This window comes from Prosthecobacter sp., assembly GCF_014879935.1.
Classification (GTDB): Bacteria; Verrucomicrobiota; Verrucomicrobiia; order Verrucomicrobiales; family Verrucomicrobiaceae; genus Prosthecobacter.
In genome coordinates this window covers 1-14,421 of sequence record NZ_JACSRD010000096.1, presented here as the reverse complement: position 1 = coordinate 14,421, position 14,421 = coordinate 1, and the positions used below count along the sequence as shown (strand labels likewise).

At 61.7% G+C, this 14,421-nt stretch carries 11 protein-coding genes; 7 read left to right on the top strand and 4 right to left on the bottom strand.

The window, feature by feature from the left end; genetic code table 11:
* The coding region (speA, locus tag IAE77_RS05960) for a biosynthetic arginine decarboxylase (protein WP_345780963.1) at nt 1–1,904 on the top strand (1,904 nt) is incomplete at its 5' end.
* Nucleotides 1,905–1,971: 67 nt separating this feature from the next.
* Here the strand turns inward: speA and aat are convergent.
* A complete protein-coding gene (gene aat, locus IAE77_RS05955) occupies nt 1,972–2,544 on the bottom strand; it encodes a leucyl/phenylalanyl-tRNA--protein transferase (protein ID WP_294223240.1) in 573 nt (190 codons plus the stop codon).
* 98 nt (nt 2,545–2,642) lie between these two features.
* Here aat and pgsA point away from each other — a divergent pair, with 98 nt between their 5' ends.
* From pgsA to IAE77_RS05935, 4 genes are all read left to right on the top strand, one after another.
* The gene (gene pgsA / locus IAE77_RS05950; protein WP_294223238.1) at nt 2,643–3,212 is read left to right on the top strand and encodes a CDP-diacylglycerol--glycerol-3-phosphate 3-phosphatidyltransferase; all 570 of its coding nucleotides are present in this window, start codon (nt 2,643–2,645) and stop codon (nt 3,210–3,212) included.
* Between the two features lie 33 nt (nt 3,213–3,245).
* Entirely contained in the window at nt 3,246–4,622 is a 1,377-nt protein-coding gene (der, locus tag IAE77_RS05945) for a ribosome biogenesis GTPase Der (RefSeq protein ID WP_294223235.1), read from the top strand.
* A 268-nt stretch (nt 4,623–4,890) separates the two neighbouring features.
* A complete protein-coding gene (locus tag IAE77_RS05940) occupies nt 4,891–5,883 on the top strand; it encodes a cobalamin-independent methionine synthase II family protein (RefSeq protein ID WP_294223232.1) in 993 nt (330 codons plus the stop codon).
* 16 nt (nt 5,884–5,899) lie between these two features.
* The gene (locus tag IAE77_RS05935) at nt 5,900–6,307 is read left to right on the top strand and encodes a hypothetical protein (RefSeq protein WP_294223230.1); all 408 of its coding nucleotides are present in this window, start codon (nt 5,900–5,902) and stop codon (nt 6,305–6,307) included.
* A 36-nt stretch (nt 6,308–6,343) separates the two neighbouring features.
* On the opposite strand, the gene IAE77_RS05930 is transcribed toward IAE77_RS05935, so the two are convergent.
* The 3 genes from IAE77_RS05930 to IAE77_RS05920 form a co-directional block, all read right to left on the bottom strand.
* Nucleotides 6,344–7,819, bottom strand: a complete 1,476-nt coding sequence (locus IAE77_RS05930) for a Wadjet anti-phage system protein JetA family protein (RefSeq protein WP_294223228.1) — start codon at nt 7,817–7,819, stop codon at nt 6,344–6,346.
* A gap of 84 nt (nt 7,820–7,903) precedes the next feature.
* Complete coding sequence (locus IAE77_RS05925; RefSeq protein WP_294223225.1) at nt 7,904–8,359, bottom strand: DUF3368 domain-containing protein; 456 nt, start codon at nt 8,357–8,359, stop codon at nt 7,904–7,906.
* Nucleotides 8,356–8,601 (bottom strand): UPF0175 family protein, encoded by a 246-nt coding sequence (locus IAE77_RS05920; protein ID WP_294223222.1) that lies wholly within the window; start codon nt 8,599–8,601, stop codon nt 8,356–8,358. Before IAE77_RS05920 ends, IAE77_RS05925 begins: the two co-directional genes overlap by 4 nt.
* Nucleotides 8,602–8,747: 146 nt before the next feature.
* Here IAE77_RS05920 and IAE77_RS05915 point away from each other — a divergent pair, with 146 nt between their 5' ends.
* Both IAE77_RS05915 and IAE77_RS05910 read left to right on the top strand, forming a co-directional pair.
* Nucleotides 8,748–13,844, top strand: coding sequence for a DUF1549 domain-containing protein (locus IAE77_RS05915; protein WP_294223219.1), 5,097 nt, complete (start codon nt 8,748–8,750; stop codon nt 13,842–13,844).
* A 307-nt stretch (nt 13,845–14,151) separates the two neighbouring features.
* A partial coding sequence (locus IAE77_RS05910) for a hypothetical protein (RefSeq protein ID WP_294223216.1) occupies nt 14,152–14,421 on the top strand: 270 nt, incomplete at its 3' end.

The window sequence follows — 14,421 nt, the reverse complement described above, 5'->3', positions numbered from 1 at the left end:
CCGCTGATCTTTACGGCATCCGCGAGTGGGGGCACGACTACTTCGACATCTCGCGGCAGGGCGAGGTGGTGGTGAAGCTCAAGGACGGCAAGAAGCCGAAGACCGTCTCGCTCGCCTCGATCGTGAACGGCCTGCGCGAGCGTGGCACGCAGCTCCCGCTGCTGATCCGTTTCGGCGACCTGCTCCGCGGCCGCATCGATGAACTGAACGAAGGCTTTGCCTCCGCCATCGCAGAAGGCAAATACCAGGGCGTCTATCGCGGCGTGTATCCGATCAAGGTGAACCAGCAGCAGGAGGTGATCGAGGAGATCACCCGCTACGGCCGCAAGTATCACTACGGGCTTGAAGCCGGCAGCAAGCCGGAGCTCATCGCCGCGCTGGCCTACATGCACGACCCGCAGGCCTACATCGTGTGCAATGGCTACAAGGATGAGGAGTTCATCGATCTGGCGTTGTATGCGCAGAAGATGGGCCTCCAGGTCATCCTGGTGCTCGAAATGCCCACGGAGCTGGAATTGATCCTCCAGCGCTCGAAGAAGATGGGCGTGCGCCCCACGCTCGGCGTGCGTTTCCGCCTCAGCGCCGAAAGCGCCGGCCACTGGAGCGGCAGCGGCGGTGACTCCAGCGTCTTCGGCCTGAACATCTCCCAATTGATGCATGTCGTGGACCACCTGCGCGACCAGGGCATGCTCGACTGCCTGCGCATGCTGCATTACCACCAGGGCTCGCAGATTCCGAACATCCGCGCCATCCGCCAGGCCGTGACGGAAGCGACGCGAGTGTACTGCGGCCTTGTCCAGGAAGGCGCCCGCATGGGCATCCTCGACCTCGGCGGCGGCCTTGCCATCAGCTACGACGGTCAGAAAGGCGCCAGCGCCGCCAGCAGCAACTACGGCACCAAGGAATACTGCGCCGACGTCATCGAGGCGATCACCGAAGTCACCGCCGAGGCCGGCGTGCCGCATCCTGACATCATCACCGAGTCCGGCCGCGCCATCGTGGCCTACTACAGCGTGCTGGTCATCAACATCCTGGACATCAACCGATTCGAGCCGCGTGCCTGCATCTCCGAGATCGAGATCGACAAGGATTCGCCCGCCCTTCTGCGCAATCTGCACGAACTGCGGGCGGAAAGCACCCGCAACGCCGCCCGCACCAGCCGCGACCGCCTTCAGGAGATCTACAACGACGCCGTTTATTACCGCGACAAGCTCCGCAGCGAGTTCAATTACGGCAAGGTCAACCTCCGCGAGCGTGCCCACGGCGAGGAGCTCTACTGGGACATCCTGAAATGGGTTTCCGACATGCAGGAGAGGTGCGAGCACGATGGCTCCCAGATGGAGCGCCTCGACACCATCCTGACCGATTACTACTACGGGAACTTCAGCGTCTTCCAGAGCCTGCCTGACCTTTGGGCCATCGACCAGATCTTCCCCGTCATGCCCATTCATCGCCTCAAGGAGAAGCCCACACGCAATGCCGTGCTCTCCGACATCACCTGCGACAGCGACGGCAAGATCGACAAATTCGCGCTCGCCAGCGGCATCAGCCGCAGCCTTCCGCTCCACGATCCCAAGATCGACCAGGGCGAAAGCTACATGCTCGGCATCTTCCTGGTGGGCGCGTATCAGGAAACGCTGGGCGACCTGCACAACCTCCTCGGCGACACGAACGTCGTCTCCGTCCACATCGAGAACGGCAAGGTCAAATACAGCGAACTCGAAGGCGACAGCGTCTCTGAAGTGCTCAGCTATGTGGAATACGAGCCGAAGGACATGGTCACCCGCTTCCGCAATCTGGCCGAAAACGCCGTGCACACCAAGCGCATCACCGCCAACGAGCGCCGCGAGATCATGGAGGTCTTCGAGGCGGGCCTGCGCGGCTACACGTATTTCGAGAGCTGAGAAGAGCGTGGAGCAGGTTTGTGGCGAGCGAAGGCCGACCTGCGTCTCTTTGCTCTTCGCCCTACGCTCAGAAGGTCGCCTTCCGCAGAATCGCCCGCTGGAGCAGCTCCAGATACTTCGCGCACGGAATCTCGTGGCCGCCGAACATCGCCAGATGCGGCGTCGTCCATTGCGTGTCATGCAGCAGGAAGCCGCGCTCCTTCAACCGCCACTGAAGATGCGTCAGCGCCACTTTGGAGGCCTGCGGCTCCCGGCTGAACATCGATTCGCCGAAAAACGCCCCGCCGATGCTCACGCCATACACGCCTCCCATGAGCTTCCCGTCACGCCACACCTCCGCGCTATGTGCGAAACCGATGCGGTGCAGTTCCTCATACGTGTCCATGATCGTGTCGGTGATCCAGGTCTCGTCACGATCTGCACAGCCACGGATCACATCGCCGAAGGCTGTGTTCCAGCGCACCTCGAAGGGGTGATCCTTCAAGTAGCGGGCAAAACGCCTCGGGACGTGAAAATCCGCCACGGGCAGGATGCCGCGCATCTTCGGCCGATACCATGAGATGGACCCGTCGTCCTCCCCCATCGGGAAGGCACCCTCACAGTAGGCGTTCAACAGATCCACAGGCTCGATTCGCGGCATGGGTCAGTTTCAGGTTTCAAGTTTCAGGTTTCAAGTTCCTTCGCCTGTGCCCAATCTGGAACTTGAAACTTCGGACCTGAAACTTGAGACTGGCGGTGATGACTCTCGCGACGCAGATCACCATCTTCCGCATCCTGCTCATCCCGGTCTTCATCGGCCTGGTGATCTACTATGGCGACAGCGTGCATGCCGGAAAGGCGGATGAATCGCTGCGCCTGTGGGCGGCGGCCGTGTTCGGCATCGCGGCGCTGAGTGACGCGGTGGATGGCTGGATCGCGCGCAACTTCAACCAACGCACGCGCCTCGGCTCCATCCTCGATCCGCTGGCGGACAAGCTGCTGCTGCTCTCCGCGATCATCACGCTGAGTTTCACCTCCTGGCGGCAGCATTTTCCGTTGTGGTTCCCGCTGCTCATCATCTTCAAGGATCTCGCCTGCATCGGAGCCGCGTTTTTGATCGACCATGTCGCCGGTCACTGCCGCATCCAGCCGCACTGGACCGGAAAGGCCACCACCTTCACTCAAATCATCGCCATTCTCTGGGTGTTGCTCGATCTGACCTTCATTCCGCTGATCTGGCCGGTGGCGCTGGCTGGCCTCTTCACCTTCTGGTCCGGCATGGTTTACCTCGTGGATGGCACACGGCAGATCAAAGCTGCCGGGCATTGATTGACGCGGCGGGTGCTTCGTGCTCCTTGAACGATGCTCAAAACCGTCGCCATCGTCGGCCGCCCGAACGTGGGCAAGTCCGCGCTCTTCAACCGCCTCGCCGGCAAAAACATCTCCATCGTCCATGACATGGCGGGCGTGACGCGCGACCGCATCACCGCGCAATGCCGCAAAGGGCCCGCGTGGTTCGAGATCATGGACACCGGCGGCATCGGAGCCAACACGGACGACGTTTTGACCGATCAGGTGCAAACCGAGGCCAGCATCGCCCTCGACGTGGCCGATCTGCTCCTGTTCGTCGTCGATGTGGTCGATGGCGTGACCCCGATCGACCAGGCGCTCGCACGCGAGCTGCGCAAAACCAGCAAACCGGTCATTCTCGTCTGCAACAAGGCCGATTCGCCGAAGCGGAAGCTCAACGCTGGCGAGTTTGCCCGCTTTGGCTTCACCGACATGATCGAAGCCAGCGCCGCGCATGGCAAAGGCATCGACGAACTCGTGGCGATGATCTCCGAACGGCTCGATTTGAAGCCGACGACGGAAACCGAGGACGCCAAGGCCGGTCAAAACGTCAAACCGCTGAAACTCGCCATCGTTGGCCGTCCGAATGCGGGCAAATCCTCGCTCGTGAACGCCATTCTCGGACAGGAGCGTGCCATCGTGAGCCCCGTCGCAGGCACCACGCGCGACGCGCTGGACATCCAGGCCCGCTGGAATGGCAAGGCCTACCAGCTCATCGACACCGCCGGCATCCGCCGCCGCGCGAACCTGGACACCTACGTGGAGATTTCCAGCGTGGATCGCAGCATCCAGAGCATCAAACGCGCCGACCTCGTTCTGCTCGTCGTCGATTGCGCCGATGGCGCGAAGATGCAGGACCGCAAGATCGCCCAGATCATCCTGGAGGAGCGCAAGCCCTGCATCCTCGTCATGAACAAGTGGGATCTCTTCCATCCCGACGGCAAACAGAAGGACCGCATCGAGCACCTCGAAGAAATCATGCGTCGTGAGTTTTTCTTCCTGCACTACGCGCCGCTCGTCGCCATCTCGGCGAAGAATAAAGAACACGTCGGCAAACTCTTCGTGCAAATCGAAAAAGTGCGCAGCGGCTCGCAGAACCGCATCAGCACCGGCTCATTGAATCGCCTCCTGCACACCGCCATCGAGAACACGCCCGGCGCACTCGGCCGCAGCACGCACAGCTTCAAGCTGCTCTATGCCACGCAGGTCAACGAAGCCGCCGAGTTCGCCATTCCGGTGCCGCACTTCGTCCTTTTCGCCAACCGGGCCTCAAAACTCACCGAAAGCTACACACGCTACCTCGAAAAAGTCATCCGTGACGAATGGCCCGCCCCCGGTGTGCCCTTCCGCATGAGCGTGCGCGGCAAGGGGCCGAAGAAGGAGCGATAGTTCGTAGGCCGGATGTGTTTGGCGTAAACCGTGCCGCCTGCATGCCGTGTTTGCTTCGCCGAACTATCCGGCTCCAAGACTTTCGCCAGCCAGTCACACAACCGCGCTCCCAGCAGCGGATAGTTTGGCGAAGAAGGCTCAGCGCAGATGCGGAGACCGGTTCCGCCAAACACATCCGCCCTACTCTCCCGCTTGGCCGAATCCATCACGCCTTTGGACAATTGCAGCGTGGCATTCCCATTCCGCATTCCGCATTCCACAATCCGGCATGATCCAGACCACCACTGTCGGTTCCTATCCCGTCCCTGACTGGCTTTCTGCCCTGCCGAGCGAACAAGCGGTGATCGACGCCACACGCGTCGTCTTCGACACCCAGCGTCAGGCAGGCATCGACCTGCCGACGGATGGCGAATTGTATCGCTTCGACGTCAATCATCCCGACACCAACGGCATGATCGAGTACTTCGTCCACAAACTCGGTGGTATCGATAGCCGTGTGGGCCGCGCCGACACCGCCGCCTTCCGTGCGAAGCATGAAATGGCCTTCCGGAGCAAGCCCGCCGCCGTCGTTCGCGGCCCCATCACCGAAGGCGTGCTCAATCTGGCCGAAGACTGCGTCCGCGCGGGCAAAGTGGCCGGCGGACCGTTCAAATTCACGCTCACCAGCCCCTACATGCTCGCCCGCACGCTGCTGGACACGCACTACCACGACTTCGCCGCGCTGAACATGGCCATCGCCGATGCTTTGGCCGCGCAGGCCGCCGACCTGCAATGCGACTGCGTGCAAGTCGATGAAGCCAACATCCCCGGTAATCCCGCCGATGCGCCGATTGCCGCCGCAGGCATCAATCGCGTGCTCGACGCGGTCAAAGGCCGCAAAGCCGTCCACTTCTGCTTCGGCAACTACGGCGGCCAGACGATCCAGAAAGGCGAGTGGGCCGCGCTCATCACCTTCCTGAACTCCCTCCATGCCGATCACCTCGTTCTCGAACTCGCGCATCGTCCCGCTGCCGATCTCGACGCGCTGAAAGAACTCGATCCGAAGATTGGCGTCGGCCTCGGCGTCGTGGACATCAAAGTGAATCACGTCGAAACCGCCGACGAAATCGCCCGCCGCATCGAAGCCGCGGAGAAAAAACTCGGCGCAGGCCGCGTGAAGTTCATCCACCCCGACTGCGGCTTCTGGATGCTCAAACGCAGCATCGCCGACCGCAAAATCGCCGCCCTGGCAAAAGGCCGTGACAGATTCGAAGGCCGGTGATTGAATCGCCGCACCCATGAAACGCCTTCTCGTCATCCTCCCCGCTTTCACCCTGGCCTCCTGTGCCATGATGAACATCAACAGCCACCGCATGAAGGCCGCGCAGCGGAAGATGCTCGACACCCGCAAGCTTCAGCAGGCCGGCCAGTGGGACGAAGCACTCGCCATGGCGGAACGCATGCACTCCAGCGTCTCCAAGTCGGTCGCGTCAGCACCCAGACAAAAGTCTGCCGCCGGAGCGATGGTCGATCTCCAGCCGCTGCTCGCCGCGTGGGAAGGCGGCTCCTATGCCGCGCTGAAGTCAGCGCTGCAAAAGAAGGACGCGAAAAGCGCCACGGCCGCCTTCACCGCCCTGCGCCAGCAGTGTGTGAGCTGCCATGCCTCGCTGGGCAAGACGCAGGTGCAGGTGAGCGAGATTCCGTGATCGCCTCACGGCCGTTTTCGCTTCAGCGGCGCTTTTTCACCCCTCCCGCGTGATCGCGAACCGCTCGATGCGATGCCCGGCGATTTCGTCGTGCTCCAAAACGTGCGGTTCGAGGCCGTTGCGGCGGCGGAGGCCGTCCACGCTCCAGCGGACGCGTTTGCCGGCGAGCGCTGGCGCGTGCTCGTAGGCCACGGCGGCGAGCAGATCGAGCAGGTCGTCGGTGGTTTCGAGCGTGATGTCCTCGGTGCTCGTCGTGCGGCCTTTGGAAGGCAAAAGCTTCGCGACGAGTCGTGCGGCACGCTGCGGCGTGAGAGCGAGGCGCTGGCGCTCCTTCCACGCGGCGAGCACGTCGTCCTCGCTTTGCTTCGAGGCACCGGTTTCGCCAAAACGCAGATCGACAGATTTCGTGCGGCGTGGCTTGTAGAGCGATTCGGTGCCGAAGAAGAACCGCGTCTCCACGCAGCGCGGCGCGAAGTCGGCGCTTTGACCGGCGAACTCGGAGAAGCGACCGCCCGCATGGGCGGCATTGATCGCATCGCAGTAAGCTTTCACGATTTCCGGCCGGCGACCGCGCAGCTCCGTCTGATAGCGGTAACGCTGCTGGCTGAGACGGTTGAAGGCGGCCATGCGCAGGTCGATGGCTTCCGCGCGGCGTTTCAGGCCGCCGAGATCACGCTCCAGCCGCGTGAGCATCGCCACCGCGTGGTCGTAGGCATCGGCGTCGTCGTAGCCGTAATGCTCTCGCAGGCCGCTGGCGAGGCGCTCGCGCATGAGCGGATCATCGTGGCACTCGGAAACGGCGCTGCGGGCATTCTCGATGCGCGTTAGCAGACCACCGCGACGCAGCGCATCGTAGCACACCATGTGCTGCCCTTGACCGAACTCCTCATAAAGCAGGTTCAGCGTGTCCGCGGCCGTGGCGGTCTGCCTTTGGCGCTGCTCAAAGCCGGTGACGATTTTTTCCACCGCATGCAGTTGCTCGATCGCCCGCTCCAGACGCTGCGTGAGGTCCGTGATGGTCGAGCGGAGCTGATCGGGCGGCTGGATCTGCGGATCGAGCACGCCACGCTCCTCCAGCGTCTGGCAAAGACCGCGCAGCGTGTCCGCGAAGGTCTTCAGCTCTGCCACGCGATCCTCCGCGAGGTCCCGCAGCATGCGCAGCAGCGGCCGCAGCCCCGGCGTGATCACCGCCCAGCGTTCATGCAGCCCGAGCGTCTGATCCTCCAGCCAACCGGCAGCGATGAGGCGATTAAAAAACTGCCCCGCTCGCTGCCGCGCATCCCGCAACGCCGCGCCCTCATCCTCCGCCAGCAGCGACAGCGGATGCCGCGCGATGACTTCCTTGATGATCTCAATCGTCTCCCGCTGCGAAAGCCTTCCTGCCTCGCCCGCCTCATCAATCAGACGATCCGCGCAATCCACATACACCGGCGCCGATGGCCGCGCCAACGGCCGGAAAAAATCCGCCGAGACGCTGCGGCTGAGTCGGGTGCTGAGAGTTTCGGAAGGCATCAGAGCCACGCATGATGCGGAGGCACGGCGCGGTGGCAAGGTTCGGCATCAGGGCTGCTCGCCAGCCAGTTTCAGCACGTTGTCTCACTGTTGATCGCTGAGAAAAAAGCCTGCTTCCGACCGCAGACGCGACAAAAGAGCCTTCACGTCGGAAATGAGCAAAGCCTGCTTGGCGCGGACCAAAACGCCCAGAATTCCGGAAAAGCGGATGCCCAGTTGTGACGCGACCTGACGGCCTCTGCGTTCGTCAATCAGCAACAAATCGGCTTTCAATGCCAAGGTGAGTGCGATGGCATCGCTTTCTCCTGGGTCAAGCCGGGCTCCAGGGAGCCGCGTCTGAAGCGACTGCGGCCGTGGGTGAATCTCGACGAATCCAGGAAACTTGAGTCCTGCGAAGCGTCCATAGGCACCGACAGCTCTCTCAAACTCGTCCTTCACCGTTTGCGGAGCCACGACTTGACCAAATAACTGCCAAACCAAGTCCGCCTCTTTGATGCAGCAGAGGTTCAGCAGCACGGATGTGTCTGCCACGACGATCATGCGACCTTCAAAGCGGCCAGATGCCCCATGTCCTCATTCAACATCTCCTCGGTGTAGCTGGAGATGTGCCGTTCGGCGAGAGCTTGCTGAAAGCGGAAGAAATCGAGACCGGCCACTGCGGATGCCGAAAGCTTGCTCAACGCCCCGCGTGCGAACATCGAGCACGCAAGATCGACCCGAGCCTCTTCGGGGCTGAGGTCGGTGCAGACCGCTTCATCAGGCAAAGTGATCGTCAGTGTCATGCTGACACGTTGGCTTGAAACAGCAGCCAAAGCAACTTCCCCGTCCATTCCCGCCCGGCGCATGGACGATCCCGCCGTCAGGAGCGCCAGCGCAAGGATTGGGCAGTTTTTCCCGTTTTTTGCGCCCCAAACCCGTCCTTATGCCTATGAAGCTGCGTCTGCTCATTCCTGCCCTCGTTTTGTCTTCGTCTGCCTTCGCGCAGATGCCGAAGAAGGAGGAGGGCATCGACCCTTCGAAGCCGGTGTCGTTTTACAAGCACATCCGCCCGATCTTCCAGGCGCAGTGCAATGGCTGCCATCAGCCGGCGAAGAAGAAGGGCGATTACATCATGACGGAGTTCGCGGCGTTGCTGAAGGGCGGCGAGGAGGCGGTGGCCGTGGTGCCGGGGAAGGCGGCGGAGTCGAATTTGCTGAAGCTCATCAAACCGGATGCGCATGGCAAGGCGGAGATGCCGCAGAAGGCCGATGCGCTGCACGCGACGCAGATCGCGCTGATCGAGCGCTGGATCAATGAGGGCGCGAAGGACGACACGCCCGCGACGGCAAAGGCGCAATACGACATGGCGCATCCGCCGGTGTATGTCACCGCGCCGGCGGTGACATCGGTCGAGTATTCGCCAGATGGTGCGATGATCGCGGTGGCGGGTTATCATGAGGTCTTGATTCACAAGGCGGACGGCAGTGGCCTCGTCGCGCGATTGGTGGGCCTCGCGGAGCGCATTCAGAAGCTCGCGTGGTCGCCGGATGGCAAAAAAATCGCCGTCACCGGCGGCAGCCCCGCGCGCATGGGCGAGATCCAAATCTGGGACGTGGCGGCGAAGAAGCTCGAGCTGTCCAAATCGCTCACGTTTGACACGATCTACGGTGCGAGCTGGTCGCCGGATGGCAAACAGCTCGCGTTTGGTTGCGCCGACAACGCCGTGCGGGCCATCGACGTGGCCACTGGCAAAGAAACGCTCTTCATGGGCGGCCACAGCGATTGGGTGCTCGACACCGTGTGGGGCGTGGACGGCAAGCACGTCGTGTCCTGCGGCCGCGACATGAGCGTGAAGCTCACCGAGGTCGCCACGCAGCGCTTCATCGACAACATCACGTCCATCACACCCGGCGCACTCAAAGGCGGCGTGCAGGTGCTCGCACGGCATCCGCAGCGCAACGAGGTGCTCATCGGCGGCACCGACGGCGTGCCCGCGATCTACCGCATGGAGCGCATCACGAAGCGCGTCATCGGCGACAACGCGAACCTCATCCGCAAATTCCCCGCGATGCAGGGCCGCATCTTCGGCGTCGATTTCGCGCCCGATGGCAAGCGCATCGCCGCCGGCGCGTCGTTTGAAGGCAGCGGCACGATCAACATCTACAGCAGCGAGTATTCGAGCGACATGCCGCCCGAGGTGAAAAAGATCGTCGAAACCGTGAACGGCAAAGGCAAGGAGCTCGACGACTGGATCGTCAAAGACGTGAAGCAGCTCAGCAGCACGCCGGTGCCGAGCGGCGTGTTCAGCGTGACCTTCTCGCCCGATGGCAAAACGGTCGCCGCAGCAGGTCAGGATGGTCAGATTCGCCTCATCGACACCGCCACGGGCAAGATCGCGAAGGAATTCACCTCCGTGCCGCTCGTGAAGGAAAAAGTGCTCGCTGCGAGCGATGTGATCGCGGACGACACCGTGCGCGTGGACGTGAAAAAGGACGACAAGGTCGAGACGCTGCACACCGGCCCCACCGTGGCCTCCATCGAGGTCGAGCCTGCGAACATCAAGATTGGCAAGCCCACCGAATACGCGCAGCTCCTCATCACCGCGAAGATGAGCGACGGCACGCGTGCGGATGTCACGCGCATGGCGAAAATCACCGCCGCCGCGGCCAACGTCGTGCAGATCGACTCCCGCGGCATGATTCGTCCGGACAAAGACGGCGCGACGGCGATCAACATCAGCTTCATGGGCCGCACCGCCAGCGTGCCCGCGAATGTCAGTGGCCTGAATGTGGCGCTGAAGCCGGATTACGTCCGCGACATCATGCCCATCACGTCGAAGCTCGGTTGCAATCAAGGAACCTGCCACGGCGCGAAGGATGGCAAAGCCGGCTTCAAGCTCTCGCTGCGTGGTTATGATCCCATTTATGACGTGCTCGCGTATGCGGACGAACTCGCCAGCCGTCGCGCGAATGTCGCCTCGCCGGAGCATTCGCTGATGCTTCTCAAAGCCAGCGGTGCCGTGCCGCATGAAGGCGGCCAGCTCACCGTGCCGGGCGAGCTTTACTACGAATCGCTCAAAGCCTGGATCAGCCAGGGCGCGAAGGTGAACCTCGCCACGCCACGCGTCACCAGCATCGAGATCAGCCCAAAGAATCCTGTCATCGAAAAGATCGGCAGCCGCCAGCAGATGCGCGTCATCGCCCGCTATGCCGATGGTTATGTCAAAGACGTCACCGCCGAGGCCTTCATGGACAGCGGCAATGGCGAAGTCATCGAAGCCGACAAAAAAGGCCTCATGACGAGCCTGCGTCGCGGCGAGGCACCAGTGCTCGCCCGCTTTGAAGGCGCTTACGCCGCCACCACCATCACCGTGATGGGCGACCGCACCGGCTTCGCGTGGAAGCAGCCGGAGACGTGGAACAAGATCGACGAACTCGTCGCGCAGAAGTGGCAGCGCATGAAGATCGAGCCCAGCGGCCTGTGCAGCGATGAGGACTTCCTCCGCCGCATTCATCTCGACCTCACCGGCCTGCCGCCGAAGCCCGAAGAAGTCACCGCCTTCCTCGCCGACAAGCGCGACGTGCGGGTGAAGCGCGGCGAAGTGATCGACAAGCTCATCGGCAATCCCGATTTCGTCGAACACTGGTCCAACAAATGGGCCGACATGCTCCAGGTGAACTCCAAATTCCTCGGCACCGAAGGCGCGGCCGGTCTGCGCACGTGGATCAAACAGCAGGTCGCCGACAACACGCCCTACGACCGCATGGCCTACCGCATCGTCACCGCCACCGGCTCGAACAAGGACAATCCCGCCGCCGCTTACTTCAAGACCGTGCGCACGCCGGAGGAGCTCGTCGAAAACACCACGCACCTCTTCCTCGCCACACGTTTCAACTGCAACAAGTGCCACGACCATCCCTTCGAGCGCTGGACGATGGACCAGTATTATGAAACCGCGTCCTACTTCGCGCAGATCGGCCTTTCAGCCGATCCGAATGCGAAAGGTGCGACCATCGGCGGCACCGCCGTCGAAGGCGCGAAGCCGCTGTATGAAATCGTCGCCGATAAAAAAGACGGCGACGTGCTCCACCTCCGCACAAACAAACCCGTCGCGCCGAAAGTGCCTTACGACACCGAACTCGTCAGCAAGGCCGCCACCTCACGCCGCGAGGCTTTTGCCACCTGGATGACCAGCCCGCAGAACGATTACTTCGCCATGAGCTACGCGAACCGCATCTGGGGCTACCTCACCGGCACCGGCGTCATCGAGCCGCTCGATGACATCCGCGCCGGCAATCCGCCGAGCAATCCCGAGCTGCTGCAATACCTCACGAATGAATTCATCCAGAGCGGCTTCAACGTGCGCCATTTGATGAAGCTGATCGCCAACAGCCGCACCTACCAGCTCAGCCTCGCCACGAACAAATGGAACGAGGACGACAAGATCAACTACAGCCACGCCAAAGCGCGTCGCCTGCCTGCCGAGGTGCTCTTTGACTCCGTCTTCGCCGTCACCGGCAGCATGCCAAACATCCCCGGCGTGCCCAAAGGCACTCGCGCCGCCGCTTTGGCCGATGCGCAGATCAAACTGCAGGACGGCTTCCTCACCAACTTCGGCCGCCCTGCCCGTGAAAGCGTGTGCGAGTGCGAACGCAGCAACGACGTCAATCTCGGCCCCGTCATGGCCCTCATGAGCGGCCCGACCGTCGGCGATGCCATCAGCGACTCGAACAACGCCATCGCGAAACTCACCGCCGAGATCAAAGACGACAAACAGCTCATCGACGCCGTCTTCATGCGCATTTTGAACCGTCACGCGACCGAGAAGGAAATCAGCGCCGCGCTCGAAAGCATGGCCGGACTCGATTCCGAGCACAAAACACTCGCCGCCACGCTCCAGGCCAAGGAAGTCGAGCAAAAGCCCGTCATCGCCAAAGCCGAGCAGGATCGCCTCGCGGCCATCAAAGCTGCCGAAACCGAACTCACGGCCTACAAAGCCAAAATCGCCCCCGAAGTCGCCAAAAAGGAAGCCGCACGCCAGGCCGCCATCCAAGCCGCCGAAGCCAAGGTGAAGGCCGCTTTCGACACCGCGCCCGCGAATCAGCCGAAATGGGAAAACTACCTCGATCTCACCACCGAATGGCAGTTGCTCGATCTCAAGGTCCAACGCGCTGGTGGCGTCGAGAAGCTCGAACGTCTCCCTGATGGCAGCTTCCTCGCCACCGCTTTGCCTGAAGGCAAGCAAAGCGCCGGAAACTACCTCCTTCTCGGCAAATCCGACCTCCAAGGCATCACCGGCATCAAACTCGAAATGCTCCCCGATGACCGCCTTCCTTCCAACGGCCCCGGCACCGCCCCCGATGGCAATTTTGTCCTCGGCGAACTCGTCGTCACCACCGACGCCGCTGATGCGAAACGCAAACGCGGCTCCGGCGTCGCCCAAACGCTCAAAAACCCGAAAGCCGACTTTGAGCAGGCCAACTTCCCCGTCACCGAAGCCCTCAAAAAAGGCAATCGCGACCGCGGCTGGGCTGTGAGCCCCGACACAGGCTTCCGTCACGAGGCCATTTTCAGCTTCGAGAAGCCCGTCAGCAACGAAGGCGGCACCAGTTTCAGCATCCAGATGACCAGCAACTTCCAGAACGGCAAATACAACCCCGGCCGCTTCCGCCTCTGGGTCACCACCAGCCCCACCATCCGCTTCGGCGTCCCCAAAACCGTCGCCGACGCCGTGAAAGCGATGAAACGCACCCCCGAACAAACCGCCGACCTCACCGCCCACTTTCTCAACCAATTCCGACCCTACCAAACCGAGCGCAAAACCCTCGCCAACGCCAAACGCCCGCTGCTGGTCGATCCCCAGCTCATCGCCCTCGAAACCAAGCACACCGAGTCGCAAAAGCCCATCGCCCTCGACCCCAAACTCATCCAACTCCGCCGCGACAGCGACCTCAGCGCCAAACAGCTCACCAACAAGCGCCTGACCGCCGCGCAGGACCTCGCCTGGGCCTTGATCAACTCACCGGCGTTCTTGTTTAATCACTAAGCAGCCCTGTTGCGCCATAGGATGAGAGATGACATTCTATGGCGTGGGAATTTTGAACTCAGATCGGTTTCTTCGTGAGCTTGCAGAACGTCAATTCAAGCTCGGGGTCACTCTTCCAATTACGTGGGCATCAGCTGCTCGACGGCTGCTCATTTCTGCGGATGTGCTCGCTGTAGCAATAATCGCATCAGAGTCACGTCAGCTACGCCGTATGGAATCGCCAACGTATTGGCGATCTGGCTCACGAACAATCGAAGGTGAGGAATTGATTGATTCCGATATTCTGAACACCAGCAGCGTTTGGGCCATGCTGATTGCCCTCGCATTCGAGAACGTTCTGAAGGGAATTATCGTCGCGAAAGAGTTGCCCAATCTTAAAGACGGAGAAAAGAACCCAATACACGGACACTCACTGCTCCAACTGGCTCAGAGGGCTAAGGTTACCATTTCTGAAGATGATGCTAATCTTCTAAAGGAGCTCACCGAGTTTAGCGTTTGGAAAGGAAGGTATAACGTGAAGGAGTGTATCCGAGCAGGAGGCGGAGGCAAGACTCGTTTAGCTGGAGGCGCGTGGCGC

What these genes read in the sequence shown, in the direction of transcription:
- aat (WP_294223240.1), bottom strand. Translation starts at nt 2,544, where the DNA reads ATGCCGCGAATCGAGCCTGTGGATCTGTTGAACGCCTACTGTGAGGGT.
- pgsA (WP_294223238.1), top strand. Translation starts at nt 2,643, where the DNA reads ATGACTCTCGCGACGCAGATCACCATCTTCCGCATCCTGCTCATCCCG.
- der (WP_294223235.1), top strand. Translation starts at nt 3,246, where the DNA reads ATGCTCAAAACCGTCGCCATCGTCGGCCGCCCGAACGTGGGCAAGTCC.
- IAE77_RS05940 (WP_294223232.1), top strand. Translation starts at nt 4,891, where the DNA reads ATGATCCAGACCACCACTGTCGGTTCCTATCCCGTCCCTGACTGGCTT.
- IAE77_RS05935 (WP_294223230.1), top strand. Translation starts at nt 5,900, where the DNA reads ATGAAACGCCTTCTCGTCATCCTCCCCGCTTTCACCCTGGCCTCCTGT.
- IAE77_RS05930 (WP_294223228.1), bottom strand. Translation starts at nt 7,819, where the DNA reads ATGCCTTCCGAAACTCTCAGCACCCGACTCAGCCGCAGCGTCTCGGCG.
- IAE77_RS05925 (WP_294223225.1), bottom strand. Translation starts at nt 8,359, where the DNA reads ATGATCGTCGTGGCAGACACATCCGTGCTGCTGAACCTCTGCTGCATC.
- IAE77_RS05920 (WP_294223222.1), bottom strand. Translation starts at nt 8,601, where the DNA reads ATGACACTGACGATCACTTTGCCTGATGAAGCGGTCTGCACCGACCTC.
- IAE77_RS05915 (WP_294223219.1), top strand. Translation starts at nt 8,748, where the DNA reads ATGAAGCTGCGTCTGCTCATTCCTGCCCTCGTTTTGTCTTCGTCTGCC.